14 protein-coding genes are annotated in these 17,245 nt (G+C 67.8%); 11 read left to right on the top strand and 3 right to left on the bottom strand.

Translation table 11 applies throughout. The features are described 5' to 3' along the window. Positions 1–260 precede the first annotated feature (260 nt). Positions 261–2,435 carry a TonB-dependent receptor gene (locus UAA55_RS03990; protein WP_322951366.1) on the bottom strand — a complete coding sequence of 725 codons (2,175 nt, stop codon included), beginning with the start codon at positions 2,433–2,435 and terminating at the stop codon, positions 261–263. Between the two features lie 523 nt (positions 2,436–2,958). Here UAA55_RS03990 and UAA55_RS03985 point away from each other — a divergent pair. The 4 genes from UAA55_RS03985 to UAA55_RS03970 all read left to right on the top strand — a co-directional run bounded on the left by UAA55_RS03985 (position 2,959) and on the right by UAA55_RS03970 (position 6,331). Beyond that, positions 2,959–3,930 carry a phosphoribosylaminoimidazolesuccinocarboxamide synthase gene (locus tag UAA55_RS03985; protein WP_322951365.1) on the top strand — a complete coding sequence of 324 codons (972 nt, stop codon included), beginning with the start codon at positions 2,959–2,961 and terminating at the stop codon, positions 3,928–3,930. An 18-nt stretch (positions 3,931–3,948) separates the two neighbouring features. After that, positions 3,949–5,124 (top strand): formate-dependent phosphoribosylglycinamide formyltransferase, encoded by a 1,176-nt coding sequence (gene purT / locus UAA55_RS03980; RefSeq protein WP_322951364.1) that lies wholly within the window; start codon positions 3,949–3,951, stop codon positions 5,122–5,124. Positions 5,125–5,207: 83 nt separating this feature from the next. Beyond that, the gene (locus UAA55_RS03975; RefSeq protein WP_322951363.1) at positions 5,208–5,621 is read left to right on the top strand and encodes an MbcA/ParS/Xre antitoxin family protein; all 414 of its coding nucleotides are present in this window, start codon (positions 5,208–5,210) and stop codon (positions 5,619–5,621) included. Then, positions 5,615–6,331: an RES family NAD+ phosphorylase gene (locus UAA55_RS03970; RefSeq protein WP_322951362.1), complete on the top strand. Its 717-nt coding sequence runs from the start codon at positions 5,615–5,617 to the stop codon at positions 6,329–6,331. The genes UAA55_RS03975 and UAA55_RS03970 overlap by 7 nt, the downstream gene beginning before the upstream one ends. A gap of 63 nt (positions 6,332–6,394) precedes the next feature. Here UAA55_RS03970 and UAA55_RS03965 read toward each other — a convergent pair whose 3' ends face one another. Next, the gene (locus UAA55_RS03965) at positions 6,395–7,168 is read right to left on the bottom strand and encodes a ferredoxin--NADP reductase (RefSeq protein WP_322951361.1); all 774 of its coding nucleotides are present in this window, start codon (positions 7,166–7,168) and stop codon (positions 6,395–6,397) included. A 320-nt stretch (positions 7,169–7,488) separates the two neighbouring features. Here UAA55_RS03965 and UAA55_RS03960 point away from each other — a divergent pair, with 320 nt between their 5' ends. The 6 genes from UAA55_RS03960 to UAA55_RS03935 all read left to right on the top strand — a co-directional run bounded on the left by UAA55_RS03960 (position 7,489) and on the right by UAA55_RS03935 (position 15,797). After that, positions 7,489–8,901: a methyl-accepting chemotaxis protein gene (locus tag UAA55_RS03960; RefSeq protein WP_322951360.1), complete on the top strand. Its 1,413-nt coding sequence runs from the start codon at positions 7,489–7,491 to the stop codon at positions 8,899–8,901. Between the two features lie 180 nt (positions 8,902–9,081). Continuing rightward, a complete protein-coding gene (locus UAA55_RS03955) occupies positions 9,082–9,591 on the top strand; it encodes an arsenate reductase ArsC (RefSeq protein ID WP_322951359.1) in 510 nt (169 codons plus the stop codon). Between the two features lie 73 nt (positions 9,592–9,664). Further along, complete coding sequence (locus UAA55_RS03950) at positions 9,665–10,198, top strand: arsenate reductase/protein-tyrosine-phosphatase family protein (protein ID WP_322951358.1); 534 nt, start codon at positions 9,665–9,667, stop codon at positions 10,196–10,198. Between the two features lie 485 nt (positions 10,199–10,683). Beyond that, on the top strand, positions 10,684–11,940 hold the full coding sequence (locus UAA55_RS03945) for an efflux RND transporter periplasmic adaptor subunit (protein WP_322951357.1): 1,257 nt from the start codon (positions 10,684–10,686) through the stop codon (positions 11,938–11,940). Between the two features lie 78 nt (positions 11,941–12,018). Further along, positions 12,019–15,093, top strand: a complete 3,075-nt coding sequence (locus UAA55_RS03940) for a multidrug efflux RND transporter permease subunit (protein WP_322951356.1) — start codon at positions 12,019–12,021, stop codon at positions 15,091–15,093. A 254-nt stretch (positions 15,094–15,347) separates the two neighbouring features. Beyond that, positions 15,348–15,797, top strand: coding sequence for a toll/interleukin-1 receptor domain-containing protein (locus UAA55_RS03935; RefSeq protein WP_322951355.1), 450 nt, complete (start codon positions 15,348–15,350; stop codon positions 15,795–15,797). Between the two features lie 20 nt (positions 15,798–15,817). Here UAA55_RS03935 and UAA55_RS03930 read toward each other — a convergent pair whose 3' ends face one another. After that, entirely contained in the window at positions 15,818–16,045 is a 228-nt protein-coding gene (locus tag UAA55_RS03930; protein ID WP_322951354.1) for a hypothetical protein, read from the bottom strand. A gap of 170 nt (positions 16,046–16,215) precedes the next feature. Between UAA55_RS03930 and UAA55_RS03925 the strand changes: the two genes are divergently transcribed. Continuing rightward, on the top strand, positions 16,216–17,241 hold the full coding sequence (locus tag UAA55_RS03925; protein ID WP_322951353.1) for an NAD-dependent epimerase: 1,026 nt from the start codon (positions 16,216–16,218) through the stop codon (positions 17,239–17,241). Positions 17,242–17,245: the final 4 nt, after the last annotated feature.

Raw genomic sequence — 17,245 nt, 5'->3', positions numbered from 1 at the left:
CAGGCATCCACGGGCGCTCAACCGCCAGGCGCCTTGATACAAGGTTCGCGGGATGCCCGCCACAGGCATCGCCACATCATATAATTTGATACTTTTTAAAATGAAGCAGGCCCGGGAGGGCTGTCCTTCCCGGGCCCGCCGTCAGAGGGCAAGGCTGTCACCTTTCGTCCGACCAAAGTGTTCCCGAGGTGTCGAGGGGGCCCCGGGGCTTCCGTCCCGTGAGGCCGACCCGGGCGGGGACGCCCGGAGCGGTCACGGGATCAGAAGGTCTTGGTCACGCCGAAGTAGAAGCCGCGGCGCGGGCCGTATTGCGGGGCGCCCACGCCGACCCCCGTTCCGTCGCGGATCTCATATTTCTCATCAAACAGGTTGATGACGTCGAAGCGCACGTCCATCAGGCCCACGGTCGGCAGGTTCAGGGTCTGGACCACACCCAAATTGACCTGGACATAACCCGGCAAGGCGGCGCCGTTGGGCGTGGCGCCGTCGGCCCGCAGGCCGGAGCCGTAGATCAGGTCGGTGGTCAGCAGCGTCCTGTCGATGCGGTAGCTGGCGCCGGCCGACGCGGTGAAGCGCTGGTCATGGTCCACCGGGATGAAGTGGTTGGAAATGTAGTCCAGGTCGTCCTGGCTGAAGCTGAACTGGCTGGAGACGATCTTCTTGCCCTCCGCCTTCGACACCGCGAAGTTGGCGTAGGACTGGAAGTTGTCGACCGCGTAGGTCAGCGACAGCTCGACACCCTTCTGCGTGCCTTCGTCATAGTTGAAAGGCGTCAGGATGATGGGGGCGCCGAACTGGCCCTCATCCAGCATGTTCTTGGACTTCTTGTAATAGCCATCCAGGCCCACGGTCAGGGCGTCGGTCAGCTTCTGTTCGATGCCGACGTCGAAATAGTTGGCGCGTTCGGCCTTGGGGGCGTCGTTGACGGTGCTGGCGGCGGCGGCGCTGGTGCCGGCGTACTTGGCGACGGCCGTGTTGGACACCAGCTCGAACGGCGGCGGGGTGAAGTAGCGGGAATAGCCGGCGTGCACCGTCGTCTTGGCCGTCGCCTGCCACACCAGGTTCACGCGCGGGCTGAACTGGCTTTCGCTGTCGAATTGCTGGAAGCTGTCGAAGCGGCCGCCGACGTTCAAGGTCCAGTCCGGCGCGAACTTCCATTCGTCCTGGATGTAGACGCTCTCGCTGTAGCCGGTCTTGCCGAAGGTGTCGCGCACGCTGGTGGGGGTACTGCCGATCTGGTTGCCGTCGTCATCCACCGGGAACACCTGGGAATTGGTGATGCCGGACGAACGCTCGACCTGCAGCAGCAGGCCGGCCCGCAAGGTGTGGTGGTCGTTGACCACCCAACTGCCGTCCGTCTGCCAGCCGCCGGCGATGGAGCGGCGGTAGGCTTCCTGCGAGATGCCGTTGTACAGCAGGTCCGGCACGGGGTCGGGCTTGAACCATAGGCTGGAATAGCGGCCGTAGACGGAGGACTGGATGGTCACCGCATCCAGCGCCTTCAGGTATGTCGCGGCGGCGTAGTGGGTGATTTCCCGCTGGTCCTCGTCGATCCTGTCGCTGGGGTAGTCGGTCTGGCCGTTGAAGGTGTAGCCCAGGCTGGGCGACTGGCCGGAGCGGGTGGGGATCTGGAACTGCCCGCGCTCCGTCCCCGCCATCAGGCTGACCTGGGTGTCGGGATCCAGGATATCCTGCAGGAAGACGAAGCCGCGGCCGTTTTCCGTGCGGTCATGGTTGGGCTTGCCGCTGCCGTCGGGGCTCTCGATGCCCACGCCACTGGTCTTGAAATCGCCGGAAGCGAAGTAGTTCAGATTGCCCGAGGAGCCGGAGATGTCGAAGCTGGTCTGCAGCGTGTCGTAGCTGCCGCCGTAGACGCTGATGTCGCCGCCGTTGTCGAAGGCGCCGGACTTGGTCTGGATGTCGATGATGCCGGCGGTGCGCAGGCCGTACTGCGCCGGCAGGGCGCCGGTCACCAGGCTGACGCTGTGGGCGAAGCGGGGGCTGAGCGTCTGGCCGAAGCCGCTGATGCCCTCGGGCAGGATGACGCCGTTGATGCGGTACTGGACGTTGGCGTGCTCACCCCGGATGTGCAGCTGGCCGAAGCTGTCCTGCGCCACACCCGGCGCCTGCAGGATCACCTGGTTCAGGCCGTTGTTCACACCGCCGGGCTGCGCCTCCAGCGCGCTTTCGTCCAGCTTGTAGGTGGAGGCGCCCAGGTCGGGCTGGATGCTGTTGCGCGCGTCCAGCAGGCGCTTGGCGGTGATGACGATCTCCGGCACCGGGCCGCTGGCGGAACTGTTGCCCAGCTGACCGTTGGCGCCGGCCGGCTCCGCCGCCGCGTCACCGGCGGGGTTGTCCGCCGCCAGGGCCACCGTGCTGACCGAACCCAACAGAATGGCGCCCATCACCCCGGCGCGCCCCACCTTGAAAGCCATACCTTCCCACCTTTCATGAAGGCCGCCCCAGCGCGGAGCGACCCCTGTTCCCTTCATGCCGCCCCCTTGGGCCCAGGCCAACCGCCCCCGTTGCCGCACCCAAGAGTGGGCGCGGCCGGCGAGAGCGGCTGGGTGGGCTGGAGGCAGGCCCGAACTGCCAAGTTTTCGTTATGTTATAGTATAACGTAACTCGGTTCTAACCCGCCTACCCCGGTGCGTCAACGGGAAAGCGCAGGTGCAGCAAAAGACAGAAGGTCGCAGGATGACGGCGCGATGACAGCCGGCGCTGTGGTCCGGACCCGAGGCCACCACAATAACCCGGCGCGCTGTCACGATATGCAGACACGGGCGGAGAGAGGAATTGTCACAGGGCTGAGCCCCCCGAGATGACCCTGCGGCGGGATGCGCCCCCGCCGTCCGCGCAGTGGTCAAACGGACGCGACCGCACTAGGATCGCGCGCGATTCCAACCCCGCGCCCCGGCAGCCAGTCCCGGGGGCGCGTCGCAACCCATCAGGTGCCCGGTGGACCTCAGCCCTTCCGATCTCGCCCCCGCCAACGTCCTCGATGACGCGACCATCCCGGAGCTGCCCAAGCATTACCGGGGCAAGGTGCGCGACAATTATGATTTGGCCGATGGGCGCCGCATCATCATCGCCTCCGACCGGCTCAGCGCCTTCGACCGCATCCTGACGGCGGTGCCGCACAAGGGGGCCGTGCTGACGCAGACGGCGCGCTATTGGTTCGAGGCCACCCGGGACCTGTGCCCCAACCATGTGATCGACTATCCCGATCCCAACGTGGTGGTGGCCAAGCGCCTGGACATCCTGCCGGTCGAGGTGGTGGTGCGCGACTATCTGGCCGGCACCACCTCCACCTCCATCCTGTCCATGTATAAGAAGGGGGAGCGCACGATGTACGGCGTGACCCTGCCGGACGGCCTGCGCCCCAACCAGAAGCTGCCCCAGACCATCATCACCCCCACCAGCAAGGCCTTCGACGGCGGCCATGACGAGCCGCTGACGCCGGGGGAGATCGTGGAACGCAAGCTGCTGACCGCCGCCCAGTGGGAGGAGCTGTCGCACAAGGCCCTGGCCCTGTTCGCCCGCGGCCGGGAACTGGCGGCCAAGCGCGGCCTGATCCTGGTGGACACGAAGTACGAGTTCGGCCTGGACCAGGACGGCAACATCATCCTGGCCGACGAGATCCACACGCCGGACAGCAGCCGCTACTGGTTCGCCGAGACCTACCCGGCCAAGTTCGAGGCGGGGGAGCGGCCGGAAAGCTTCGACAAGGACTTCGTGCGCAGCTGGGTGGTGGCGCGCTGCGACCCCTACACCGACGACGTGCCGGAGATCCCGGGCGACGTGGTGCTGCAGGCGGCGGCCATCTACATCCAGGCCTATGAGATGATCACGGGCGAGACCTATGTGCCCGCCCGCGACCCGGACGGGGTGCTGGCCCGCATCCGCCGCAACCTTTCCCGATACTTCTAAGCCGGAACCGCCGCCATCATGACCGCGACCGCCAAAATCCTGCTGCTGGGCTCGGGCGAGCTGGGCCGGGAGTTCGTCATCTCCGCCAAGCGCTACGGCGCCCACGTCGTGGCCTGCGACGCCTATGCCGGCGCGCCGGCCATGCAGGTGGCCGACGAGTTCGAGGTGTTCTCCATGCTGGATGGCGAGGCGCTGAAGGCCGCCATCCTGCGCCATAAGCCGGACTATATCGTGCCGGAGGTGGAGGCCATCCGCACCGAGGTGCTGCAGGAGATGGAGGCCGCCGGCCACACCGTGGTGCCATCGGCGCGCGCCACCTACATGACCATGAACCGGGACCGCATCCGCGAGGTCGCCGCCACGGAGCTGGGCTTGCGCACCTCGCGCTACCGCTATGCCGAAAGCTTGGAAGAGGTTCGGGCGGGGGCGGCGCACACCGGCCTGCCCTGCGTGATCAAGCCGGTCATGTCCTCCTCCGGCAAGGGACAGAGCACGGTGCGCACGGCGGACGAGCTGGAGGCCGCGTGGAACTACGCCGTGGCCAACATGCGCGGCGACCGCCGCAAAGTGATCGTCGAGGAGTTCATCGCCTTCGATTATGAGATCACCCTGCTGACCGTGCGCACGCGGGACGGCGTGGTGTTCTGCGAGCCCATCGGCCACCGTCAGGAACGTGGCGACTACCAGGAATCATGGCAGCCCGTGCCCATGGACGCCAAGGCCCTGGCCGCCGCCCGCGACATGGCGGAGAAGGTGGTGGACAACCTGGGCGGCTACGGCCTGTTCGGGGTGGAGTTCTTCGTGGCCGGCGACGACGTGGTGTTCAGCGAGCTGTCACCCCGCCCGCACGACACCGGCATGGTGACGCTGATGTCGCAGAACCTGTCGGAATTCGACCTGCACGCCCGCGCCATCCTGGGCCTGCCCATTCCCCGCATCACCCTGCGCGGCCCTACCGCCAGCGCCGTCATCCTGGCCAGCCAGGACTCCAGCCATTTCGGCGTGGAAGGCCTGGCCGACGCCCTGGCCCTGGGCACGGCCGAGCATGACGTGGAGGTGCGCATCTTCAACAAGCCCACCACCCGCCCCTACCGCCGCATGGGCGTGGCCTTGGCCGAGGGCGCGACGGCGGACGAGGCGCGCGCCCTGGCCAAGCGGGTGGCCGACACGGTGTGGCTGAGCTACCGCGACTGAGGGAACAGGCCGCGAGGTTCACTTCTTGTGCCAATTGGCAGTCAGCGCTATATTGACTGTCATATGGTAGAGAGGAGCGTGCCATGGTCCAGGCCCTGCCCGCCAGCGTCCCCGACACGGTCGTCCCCGGCGCCGTCACCCAGGCTGAGGGGGCGGCCATGCTGCGCGCCGCCTTCAACCTGTTCCGCCTGTGGGGTGTGGACGACGGCCAGGCCCGCGTGCTGTTGGGCCAGCCCAGCCCGTCCACCTTCTACCGCTGGAAGCGGGGCGATATCGGCGGCCTGCCGTCGGACCTGCTGTGGCGCCTAGGCGATCTGATGGGCATCCATAAGGCCCTGCGTTATTTGTTCATGGAGCCGGAGCGCGCCTACGCCTGGGTGGCCAAGCCCAACGCCGCCTTCCACGGCAAATCGGCGCTGCAGCGCATGCTGGCCGGCGCCCCATCCGACCTGACCGCCGTGCGCAACTATCTGGATGCGGAGCGCGGCGGGTGGTGACGCCGCCCGCCGATCCGCCGGTCACGGCCCTGGATTGGCGCCCGGCCTACCGCATCGTCCGCACCATCTACCCGCCCGTCTGGCTGTTCGAGGATATCGCCGACCCGGCCGACTGGGATCTGATCGCCAGCGCGGAAGCCAAGACCAATCCGCGCGTGCGGGATGAGGTGGGCGACCTGTCGCTGGTGCCGGCGGCGCGCCGCCTGTCCGGCCCCGGGGCCAGCCTGGCCATGGGCGCCTTCACCCACACCTCCACCGACCGGCCCAGCCGCTTTTCCGACGGCGGCTTTGGCGTGTGGTACTGCGGCGACCGGTTCGAGGTGGCGCTGATGGAAACCGTCCATCACTTCGGCCGCTTCATGCGCATGACGGATGAGCCGACGGCCGACGCCCAGTTCCGCGAGCTGACCGCCCGCGTGGCCGGCAGCCTTCACGACGTGCGCGGCGAGGCCTTCCGGGACTGCCTCGCGCCCGACAACTGGACGGCGGGCCAGGCGCTGGGCAGGCGGTTGAAGGCCCAGGGCAGCGACGGCGTGCTGTATCCCAGCGTGCGCTGGCCCCAGGGCTTGGCCGCCGCCCTCTACTACCCCGACCTGATCACCCCGCCCATCCTGCAGGCGCGCACCCTACGCTATCACTGGGACAGCCAGGCCGTGACCCGCTACATCGTCATCGGCGAGGATGAGTGGCGGGCGATTCCGGAACTCTGACACACGAACGGCCGCGCCCCGGGTAAGGGCGCGGCCGCAAACATACCGGCGGGAAGCGCTGGATCAGCGCTCCACGAAGGCCTTTTCGATCACGTAGTGGCCGGGCTCGTTGGAGCTGCCTTCGCTCATGCCCGCCTCTTCGCACAGGTCCTGCAGTTCCTTCAGCACGGCCGGACCGCCGCAGATCATGACGCGGTCCTGGGCCGGGTCGAACGGCTTCTCACCGATGTCGTTGAAGAACTTGCCGTTGCGGATCAGGTCGGTCAGGCGGCCCTCCGTGCGGAAGGGCTCACGCGTCACGGTCGGGTAATAGACCAGCTTTTCGCGCAGCATCTCGCCGATGAACTCGTCTTCCGGCAGGTGCTTGGTGATGTCATCGTAGTAGGCCAGCTCGGCCACGCGGCGCACGGTGTGGGTGACCACCACCTTTTCGAACCGCTCGTAGACGTCCGGGTCCTTCATCAGGCTCATGAACGGGGCGAGGCCGGTGCCGGAACCCAGCATGTACAGGGTGCGGCCGGGCAGCAGGTTGTCCAGCAGCAGGGTGCCGGTGGCCTTACGGCCGTACAGCACCTCGTCCCCCTCCTGGATGTGCTGCAGGCGGGAGGTCAGCGGACCGTTCGGCACCTTGATGCTGAAGAATTCCAGATGTTCCTCATAGTTGGTGCTGGCCATGGAATAGGCGCGCATCAGCGGGCGGCCATCCACTTCCAGGCCAACCATGGTGAATTCGCCGTTGCGGAAACGGAAGGACGGGTCGCGGGTCAGCCGGAAGCTGAACAGGTTGTCAGTCCAATGATGGACATGGGTGACCTTGCCGGACAGAAACGCGCTCATCCTCGCTATACCCTCTTTCCTGACACACCGGAAAACATCGCTTTAAGCCGCGGAGAATGGCGGTTTCCCACGCCCTTCCGCAAATGCGAAAATACACTGCCCTGGATCGCTGCGACTGCATATCTGGTCGAATGTTCCGATATTACAAGTCAGCTCTGGAGAAAAAATCCCTTCCCCACTGCGCCATGTGATCAACCAAAGGATGAGGGCGCCCCCACCGTGATAATCCTATCCTAAATGGTCACCCTGTTCGGGCAGGACGTTTGCGTTTTCTTTACGGGATGGGCTCCAGAGTGCCCTCCTGATCCTGGGGAGAGGATATGGCCGTGGACACCCACCAATCGACACCGCTGCGCGCCGACGCCGGTACGCTGATCGCCGACATCGCAACCGAGATCGGGCACCTGAGCGTCGACATCGCCGACGTGGTCGGCAGCATCCATCAGGTGGACAGCGCCATCGACAGCCAGGGCAAGCAGCTGGCCGGCATCCAGACGGCAACGCGCGACATCGTCGCCAGCAACCGCGCCATCGCCGGCATGGCGCAGGCGACCCAGGGCGTCGCCGCCGCAGCCCGGCGGGACATCGGCGCCTCGGCGGGGGAAATCCGCCAGTCGCTGTCCGCCATCGGCGACCTGGTCGCGGCGGTGAACGCCAGCGCGAACGAATTGGGCGGGCTGGAAGGCGCCATGGGCCGCGTGGCCCGGGTGTCCAGCGACATCAACCGCATTGCGGCCCAGACCAATCTGCTGGCCCTGAACGCCACCATCGAGGCGGCGCGCGCCGGGGAAGCCGGCAAGGGCTTCGCCGTCGTCGCCACGGAAGTGAAGGCCCTGGCCCGCCAGACGGCCGAGGCCACGGCCGAGATCGACGCCACCCTGAAGGCCCTGACCGACCAGGTGCGTCGCCTGACCGCCCGCATGGCGGCGGGGTCGGAGCAGGCGGAACGGGTGGGCCGCAGCACGGCCACCATCGGCCAGGCGGTGGAAACGGTGGGCACGGCCGTGGCCCAGGTGGAGCAGAACGCCACCGCCATCGCCGGCGCCACCGGCGACATCGCCCAGCGCTGCGACGGCTTCCAGGAGACGGTGGACGCGCTGCACCGCGACGCGGCCCTGTCCGGCACGGCGCTGAAAACGGCCACCACCCACCTGGACCGCACGCTGGAACGGGCGGAGGCCATCATGATGCTGACCGCCACCTCCGGCTACCCGACGGAGGACACGCCCTTCATCGACCGGGCGCGCGAAGCGGCGGCGCAAATCTCCGCCCGCATGGAACAGGCCCTGGCGGCGGGGGAGCTGACGCTGGACGACCTGTTCGACACCAACCTGAAGCCCATCGCCGGCAGCAACCCACCGCAGTTCATGACACGCTACATCCCCTTCCTCGACGCCGCCATCACCCCCCTGCACGACCCCGTCCTGGCCATGGACCCGCGCATGGTCTTCTGCGCGCCCACCGACCACAACCGCCTGATCCCTTGCCATAACCCGCAGTTCCGCAAGCCCCACGGGTCCGACCCGGTGTGGAACGCCGCCAACGGCCGCAACCGTCGCGTCTACATGGACAAGACCGCCAGCGCCGTCAGCCGCAGCACCGCCCCCTTCCTGCTGCAGACCTACCGCCGCGACATGGGCGGCGGCGTCTACGCCCTGATGAAGGACGCCTCCGCCCCCATCTGGGTGCGCGGGCGCCTGTGGGGCGGCCTGCGCGTCTGCTACCGCGCCTGAGGAACCCCGAACCCAACCCTTTTCGCCGGGCTGCAACACCAGCGTCACAAGACTGGCATACGCTGGGATTAGCATGCGGTTAAACGCGCCGGCCCGGGGGGCGGGCTGTGCGCGGCTGCGGTTTCCGACCCGGGACATGCCCGGGCGGAAAGCCCCGGCATTCAGGGGGAATGAGGCGACATGACGAAAGTCTACCGGGTCCTGTTTCTGTGCCAGTTCAACTCCGCCCGCAGCATCATGGCCGAGGCCCTGATGCGCCATTGGGGCCGCGGCCATTTCGAGGTGTTCAGCGCCGGGTCCGACCCGCTGCCGGAATGCAATCCCATCGCCCTGGATCTGCTGAAGCAGGCCCGCATCCCCACCGAAGGGTTGCACCCCAAGTCGTGGAACGAGTTCGCCGGCCCCGACGTGGCGCCTATGGACTTCATCTTCCACACCTGTGACACGAGCGCCGGCGCCACCGCCCCCGCGTGGCCCGGCCATCCCATGATCGCCCACTGGGGCTTCCCCGACCCGCAGGGGTTCAAGGGGTCCGAGGTGGAGCAGCGCGCCCTGTTCAACCTGCTGTTCGGCATGATCGAGCGCCGGGTGCGCATCTTCTGTTCCCTGCCGGAACAGAGCCTGGCCCGCCTGACGGCCGAGGCGCTGACGGCGATGCACAGCGAAGAGGGTTGGGCCGCGGCCAGCTGAAGCCGGCACCCGCCCCTTGTCCCATCCCATATGGTCAGGTCCCATGATGCCGCCCGACAGCCCGATGCCGGACATGAGCTTGCCCACCCCGATCCGGGGAATCGCGAACCGGCGCCTCGGCGTGCTGTTCGTCGGCCGGGTGAACGCCGGCCGCAGCATGATGGCGGAGGCGCTGCTGCGCCATCATGCCGGCCACCGATTCGATGCGCACAGCGCGGGCCTGACGCCGGCCGGCCGGCTGAACCCCTATGCCCTGGCCCGCCTGCGGGCGGAGGGCATCGCCACCCATGGCCTGGCGCCCAAGTCGCTGGAGCGCTTCATGACGCCGGATGCGCCAGCGGTGGACATCGTCATCACCGTCAGCGAGCTGGCGGCGACGGGCATGGCCGGCGCCTGGCCGGGCCAGCCGGTCACCGCCCATTGGGCGCTGCCCGACCCTGACCCCGCCCTGTACCCGGACGCGGCCAGCGACCCGGACGCGCTGGTGGATGCCATCTTCCAGGATCTGCGGCGGCGCATCGACGTGCTGTCCGCCCTGCCCGCCCACTGCCTGCTGGCGCTGAGCCAGTGGGGGGATGAGGGCGACGATGGGCTGCGCACCGCCTGATCCCGCGAGACACGAAAGCCCCAAGGGCGGATAATTAAGCCGCCGATGGATAAAGCATACCCAGCGCCGCCGATAATTCAGCTGAATATAGCAATCATTGCATTTTTCCGGATTTTGCGAAAAGCGGGTGCCTTGTTGTGACACCGCTCACTGGCAGTGGCATGGCGCCCCGCCCATAGTGCGCCGCAATAATGACGGCCCATGGGATCGGACGGATCGGGTGCGGGGGCATCGGATCGCCGGGGACAGGCCATCGTTTAGGAAAGCGCACCGCCACCGGCTGTAGCCGCCTGCCCTCGGGGTCCGCCCAGGGTGAGACGGCGTGGAAGGATCTACCCTTCGCATCCGGTGGACAGCCATCGCCCGGAGGCCATCCGTGGCGGCGTGTTGTCGTGCGTGTGCGATTTCGAGACCGACACCATCGCCCATCCGGCGGAATCGTCCCGCCGGCACCCGGGCCTTTTGCGCCGAGCGAGACCAAGACCATGGAATCCCAATCGACCGTGACCACCGTGCCGAAACCGGGTGCGCCGCCGACGGGACTGTCGCGCACCGACTACCGGGGGCGGGACGGCCGCCAGCGGCCGCCGCGCATCGCCCTGTTCATGATCCTCACGGTTATCGCGTTGGCCATCATCGGCGGCCTGTTCGTGGCCTATGACCGCATCGTCCGCCCGAAGATGATCGGCGAATTCCTGAAAAGCATGATGCCGCCGCCCGCGGCCGTGGCCACCGCCGTGGCCCAGGCCGAGGACGTGCCCCAGCTGCTGCCCGCCGTGGGCAGCCTGCAGGCCGTGCATCAGGTGACGGTGACGCCCGAGGTGGGCGGTTCGGTCACCAAGATCCTGTTCCAGTCCGGCGCCACCGTCAGCGCCGGCACGCCCCTGCTGCAGCTGAACGACAAGCCGCAGCAGGGTGACCTGGCCAATTATAAGGCCCAGGCCAAGGTGGCGGAACTGGATCTCGCCCGCTACCGCGCCCTGGTGGCCAAGCAGGCGACCTCGCAGCAGACGGTGGACCAGCAGGCCGCCGCCCTGGACCAGGCCAACGCCAACATCGCCAAGACCAACGCCCTGATCGCCCAGCTGCTGGTCCGGGCGCCGTTCGACGGCGTGCTGGGCGTGCGTCAGGTGGATGTGGGCCAGTACGTCAAGGCCGGCGACGCCATCGTCACCCTGACCGACCTGGATGAGCTGTACGCCAACTTCACCCTGGCGGAAGGCGAGCGCGGCCGCGTGGCCGTCGGCCAGACCGTGCGCGTGACCGTGGATGCCTTCCCCGGCCGCGTGTTCCAGGGCACCATCACCGCCATCGACCCGCAGATCAGCAGCGACACCCGCACGGTGAAGCTGCAGGCCACCATCCCCAACAAGGACCATGCCCTGCAGCCCGGCATGTTCAGCAACGTCACCGTCGTGCTGCCGGCCACGCCCAACCAGGTCACCCTGCCGGAAACGGCCGTCGACTATTCGCTGTACGGCAACAGCGTCTATGTCGTCCGTCCCACGACGGACAAGGACGGCAAGCCGGTGAACGACGCCAACGGCAAGCCGGCCCTGCACGTGGACCGCGTCTTCGTGAAGACCGGTGACCGCGCCGACGGCAAGGTCGTGGTGCTGAGCGGCGTCACCCCGGGCGACCGGGTGGTGGCCGTGGGCCAGAACAAGCTGCATAACGGCGCGGCCGTGAGCCTGTCGGAGCAGGGCCCCCCGCCCGCCCCGGCCCAGACGCCGCGTCCCTGATACCCCACATCGACCTGAAAATCAGGACCGGCCGCCCTTCCTCCTGAGCGGCGGCCGGTTCCAGGGGACCCCCCGACCATGAAATTCACCGATCTATTCATCAAACGACCGGTGCTGGCGCTGGTGGTCAGCCTGCTGATCCTGCTGCTGGGCCTGCGGTCGCTGTCGACCCTGCCCATCCGGCAGTATCCCAAGCTGTCGTCCACCACCATCAGCATCACCACCGTCTACCCGGGCGCCACGGCCGACCTGATGCAGGGGTTCATCACCACCCCCATCGAGCAGGCGGTGGCCAGCGCCGACGGCATCGACTACATGACCAGCAACTCCGTCCAGGGACAGAGCACGGTCACGGTCTACGTCAAGCTGAACTACGACCCCAGCCAGGCCATGACCGACGTCATCGCCAAGGTGCAGCAGGTCAAATACCTGATTCCGAAAGAGGCGAACGACCCGGTCATCACCAAGTCCACGGGCGACACCACGGCGGTGATGTACCTGAGCTTCGCGTCCAAGGAACTGCCGGGCTCGGCCATCTCCGACTATCTCACCCGCGTGGTGCAGCCGCTGATCGCCACGGTCGACGGTGTCGCCTCCGCCGACATCCTGGGCGGCCAGACCTTCGCCATGCGCCTGTGGCTGGACCCGGCGCGCATGGCGGCGCGCGGCGTGTCCGCCAGCGACATCGCCACCGCCCTGCAGAACAACAACGTGCAGTCGGCGCCGGGCCAAGTGAAAGGCCTGTTCACGGTGTCCAACGTCACCGCCGACACCGACCTGACCAGCGTCGAGGATTTCCGCCGCATGGTGGTCAAGTCGTCCGGCGGGGCGCTGGTGCGGCTGGAGGACGTGGCCTCCATCTCGCTGGGTGCCCAGAACACCAACAGCGCCGTCATGTTCAGCGGCCTGAACGCCGTGTTCATCGGCGTTCAGGTGACGCCCACGGGCAACCCGCTGCAGATGGTGCAGAACGTGCGCGAGAAGATCCTGCCGGAGATTCAGCGCAACCTGCCGCCGGCCATCGAGATGAAAGTGGCCTACGACGCCACCAACTTCATCAACGCCTCGATCAGCGAGGTGGAACACACGCTGATCGAGGCCATCGGCATCGTCATCGTCGTCATCTTCCTGTTCCTCGGATCCCTGCGGTCGGTGCTGATCCCCGTGATCACCATCCCGCTGTCGCTGATCGGCGCCTTCAGCCTGATGCTGGCGGCGGGATTCAGCCTGAACCTGCTGACCCTGCTGGCCATGGTGCTGGCCATCGGCCTGGTGGTCGATGACGCCATCGTGGTGGTGGAGAACGTCTACCGACACCTGGAGGAGGGCAAGACGCCGGTGCAGGCGGCCCTGGTGGGCGCCCGCGAGATCGCCGGCCCCGTCATCGCCATGACGATCACGCTGGCGGCGGTCTACGCCCCCATCGGCCTGCTGGGCGGCGTCACCGGCGCCCTGTTCCGCGAGTTCGCCTTCACCCTGGCCGGTTCGGTCATCATCTCCGGCGTGGTGGCCCTGACGCTGTCGCCCATGATGGCGTCGGTGCTGCTGCCCAAGGGCGGCGACCACACCGCCTTCTCCCGCTTCATCGACCGCGCCTTCAACGGCCTGGCCAACTTCTATGAGCGGCGGCTGACCCGGGCCCTGGACTACCGTCCCGTCGTCCTGGTGTTCGCCGTGGTCGTGCTGGCCAGCATCCCCTACCTCTACCTGCATGGCCGGTCGGAACTGGCCCCGGAAGAGGACCAGGGCATCCTGTTCAGCCTGTTCAAGGGCCCGCAGTACGCCAACATCGACTACACCCAGCACTATGCCCAGCAGTTGGACGCCGCCGGCGGCACCCTGCCGGAGGGGCGGGAACGCTTCCTGATCAGCGGCACCTCCGGCACCAGCCAGGGCATCGCCGGCGTGCTGCTGAAGCCGTGGAGCGAACGCGACCGGCCCATCCAGCAGTCGCTGGCGGCGCTGCAGGCGGCGTTCAACCAGGTTCCGGGCGAAAAGGCGCTGGTGTTCAACCTGCCACCCCTGCCCGGCACCACCGGCGGCCTGCCGGTGCAGATGGTGCTGAACGGCACCCAGGGCTTCCCCGCCATCTATGAGGCGATGGAGAAGATCAAGGCCGCCGCCAACGCCAGCCACAAGTTCCTGATCGTGGACAGCGACCTGGACTACAACACCCCCGTGGTGCGCATCCACATCGACCGGTCCAAGGCCAACGAGATGGGCGTCACCATGGCCTCCATCGGCGACACCCTGGCCCTGATGGTGGGTGAGAACTACGTCAACCGCTTCAACCTGCAGGGCCGGTCGTACGAGGTCATCCCCCAGGTGCCGCGCATCGACCGCCTGACGCCGGACAAGCTGACGCGCTTCTACGTCACTTCCGTCACCGGCGACCAGGTGCCGCTGTCCACCTTCCTGCGCCTGGAAGAGGGCACGGACCCCAACGCCCTGACCCACTACAACCAGATGAACTCCGCCACCTTCCAGGCCGTGCCCATGCCGGGCGTGTCCATGGGCGAGGCGGTGGCCTTCCTGGAAGACCAGGTGAAGCAGCTGCCGGCCGGCTACAGCCACAGCTACCTCAGCCAGACCCGGCAGTTCGTGGAGGAAGGCAACCAGCTGGCCATGACCTTCGGCTTCGCGCTGATCGTCATCTTCCTGGTGCTGGCCGCGCAGTTCGAAAGCCTGCGCGACCCGCTGGTCATCATGGTCAGCGTGCCCATGTCCATCTGCGGCGCGCTGATCCCGCTGTTCATCGGCATCACCTCGATCAACATCTACACCCAGGTGGGCCTGGTGACGCTGATCGGCCTGATCTCCAAGCACGGCATCCTGCTGGTGGAATTCGCCAACGAGATGCAGGTGAAGGAAGGGCTGGGCCGCCGGGAGGCCATCCTGCACGCCGCCCGCGTGCGCCTGCGCCCCATCCTGATGACCACCGCCGCCATGGTGGTGGGCCTGCTGCCCCTGCTGATCGCGTCCGGCGCCGGCGCGGCCAGCCGCTTCTCCATCGGCCTGGTGGTGGTGACCGGCATGTCCATCGGTACGCTATTCACCCTGTTCGTCCTGCCGGCGGTCTATACCTTCCTGGCCAAGGACCACAAGGCGGCCGCCGGTTCGCGCCGCCTGCGGGAGATCGCCGAGGTGGCCTGACATCTCCGCGGCACCGCATGTACGGAAGCGGCCGGGGCCTGTCCCCGGCCGTTTTCTTTTGGAAACGCGCCGGCCCTGGCCAAAGGTGAGCCCCCTTTTGCGCCGAGGCGCCCGCGTTGACATGAGAACAAAAGCGGAACAATATTGGCCCCGGGGGAACGGCGCGCCGCGCTGGCCGGCGGCCCCGTCGCGGTTGGGACCGCATTCGCCAGCGCCCTGAAAATCCTTGGTTCTGGTATCGGCGGAGGCCTGCCGTGGTGCGCGTGTTCATGTCCTATTCCCACGTCGACGAAGCCCTGCGCGACCGGTTGGAGGTGCACCTGGCGCCCCTGAAGCGCCAGGGCGTGGCCGTCTGGCACGACCGGCGCCTGCTGGCCGGCGACGCGCTGGAGGACGGCATCGGCACGGCCCTGGCCGAGGCCGACGTGGTGCTGCTGTTGGTCAGTCCGGATTTCCTGGCATCCCCCGCCTGCCATGATGGGGAGATGCAGCACGCGGTGGACCGTCATCGGGCGGGACGGGCGCGGGTGATCCCCGTCATCCTACGGGCCTGCGACTGGCTGTCCACGCCGCTGCGCCACCTGCTGGCGGTGCCGCGCGACGGCCGGCCGGTCACGCTGTGGCCCGACCAGGACCAGGCCCTGCATGAGGTGGCCGTGGCCATCCGCCGCGCGGTGCTGGAGCGTACGCCCCTGGCGAGTTGAGCGGGCCCCGCCGCGGGACCTTACTTCCTGGGGGCAGCCCCGCCGATCACCACCATGGGCGTCCAGCCCCGGGCGCGGCCGTTGTCGCGCAGGCGCACGGCCGGTACGCCGTCGCCGGCGCGATCCAAATCGACAATTTCTCGCAATCTGCGAGCCAAAATGGGATCGCCGGCGGCGTCCAGCTCATCGGCCGCGCGCTCCAGTTTGCGGCGGATTTCCTCGGCGTCGTAGTAGGTGATGTCTTCCATGGCGGCACCTGTGACCTTTGTACACATGCCATTAACGCAAAGTCCGTGCCGGTTCCGACCTAACCCTTGGGGTGCGGCATCAAGCGACTGTCGCACTATGCACCCGGACGTGGTAGGCAAGGCCGTCCGCGAACGCTTCCAAGATCTTGGCCCCAGGAAATCCCCCCACGATGTCCCCCGTCCTGGTCACCGGCAGCGCCGGGTTCATCGGCAACCACGTGGCGCTGGCCTTGCTGCGACGGGGCGGGGCGGTGGTGGGGCTGGACAACATGACCCCCTACTACGACGTGGCCTTGAAGGAGGCGCGGCTGGCCCGCCTGCGGGCCCTGCCCGGCTTCACCGAGGCGCGCATCGACCTGGCCGACCGCGCGGCGGTGGCGGCCCTGTTCGACACCCACCGCTTCGGCCAGGTGGTGCACCTGGCCGCCCAGGCCGGCGTGCGCTACAGCCTGGAGCATCCGGCGGCTTATGTGGACAGCAATCTGGTGGGTTTCGCCAATGTGCTTGAGGGGTGCCGGGCCGTCGCCTGCGCCCACCTGGTCTACGCCTCCACCAGCTCGGTCTACGGCGCCAACACCGCCATGCCCTTCAGCCCGCACGGGGGTGCGGACCATCCCCTGACGCTCTACGCCGCCACCAAGCGCGCCAATGAGCTGATGGCCCATTCCTACAGCCACCTGTTCCGCATCCCCGTGACCGGCCTGCGCCTGTTCACCGTCTACGGGCCCTGGGGGCGGCCGGACATGGCGCTGTACAAGTTCGCCCAGGCCATCGTCGAGGGACGGCCCATCGAGGTGTATGGCGAGGGGCGCATGCGGCGTGACTTCACCTACATCGATGACGTGGTGTCGGCCATCCTGGCCCTGCTGGACCGGCCGCCGGCCGTCGACGCGGCCTGGACCGGCACCGCCCCCGACCCGGCCAGCAGCGGCGTCGCCCCCTACCGCCTGTACAATGTCGGCAGCGACCGGCCGGTGGAGCTGATGCGCTATGTCCGCCTGCTGGAGGAGAAACTGGGCATGGCAGCGGATATCCGCCTGCTGCCCATCCAGCCCGGCGACGTGCCCGCCACCTGGGCCGACATCGACGACCTGGCCCGGGACATCGGCTACGCCCCCGCCACGCCGGTGGAAGAGGGCGTGGCGCGATTCGTCGAATGGTTCCAGGCCTATCGGGCGGGCGGGCCGCCGGCCTGAACCG

Origin of the sequence: Nitrospirillum guanabarense (assembly GCF_034653355.1) — a bacterium.
Lineage (GTDB): Bacteria > Pseudomonadota > Alphaproteobacteria > Azospirillales > Azospirillaceae > Nitrospirillum.
This window is presented reverse-complemented; position numbering and strand designations above follow the sequence as displayed.

What these genes read in the sequence shown, in the direction of transcription:
- UAA55_RS03990 (WP_322951366.1), bottom strand. Translation starts at nt 2,435, where the DNA reads ATGGCTTTCAAGGTGGGGCGCGCCGGGGTGATGGGCGCCATTCTGTTG.
- purT (WP_322951364.1), top strand. Translation starts at nt 3,949, where the DNA reads ATGACCGCGACCGCCAAAATCCTGCTGCTGGGCTCGGGCGAGCTGGGC.
- UAA55_RS03975 (WP_322951363.1), top strand. Translation starts at nt 5,208, where the DNA reads ATGGTCCAGGCCCTGCCCGCCAGCGTCCCCGACACGGTCGTCCCCGGC.
- UAA55_RS03965 (WP_322951361.1), bottom strand. Translation starts at nt 7,168, where the DNA reads ATGAGCGCGTTTCTGTCCGGCAAGGTCACCCATGTCCATCATTGGACT.
- UAA55_RS03960 (WP_322951360.1), top strand. Translation starts at nt 7,489, where the DNA reads ATGGCCGTGGACACCCACCAATCGACACCGCTGCGCGCCGACGCCGGT.
- UAA55_RS03955 (WP_322951359.1), top strand. Translation starts at nt 9,082, where the DNA reads ATGACGAAAGTCTACCGGGTCCTGTTTCTGTGCCAGTTCAACTCCGCC.
- UAA55_RS03950 (WP_322951358.1), top strand. Translation starts at nt 9,665, where the DNA reads ATGAGCTTGCCCACCCCGATCCGGGGAATCGCGAACCGGCGCCTCGGC.
- UAA55_RS03945 (WP_322951357.1), top strand. Translation starts at nt 10,684, where the DNA reads ATGGAATCCCAATCGACCGTGACCACCGTGCCGAAACCGGGTGCGCCG.
- UAA55_RS03940 (WP_322951356.1), top strand. Translation starts at nt 12,019, where the DNA reads ATGAAATTCACCGATCTATTCATCAAACGACCGGTGCTGGCGCTGGTG.
- UAA55_RS03930 (WP_322951354.1), bottom strand. Translation starts at nt 16,045, where the DNA reads ATGGAAGACATCACCTACTACGACGCCGAGGAAATCCGCCGCAAACTG.
- UAA55_RS03925 (WP_322951353.1), top strand. Translation starts at nt 16,216, where the DNA reads ATGTCCCCCGTCCTGGTCACCGGCAGCGCCGGGTTCATCGGCAACCAC.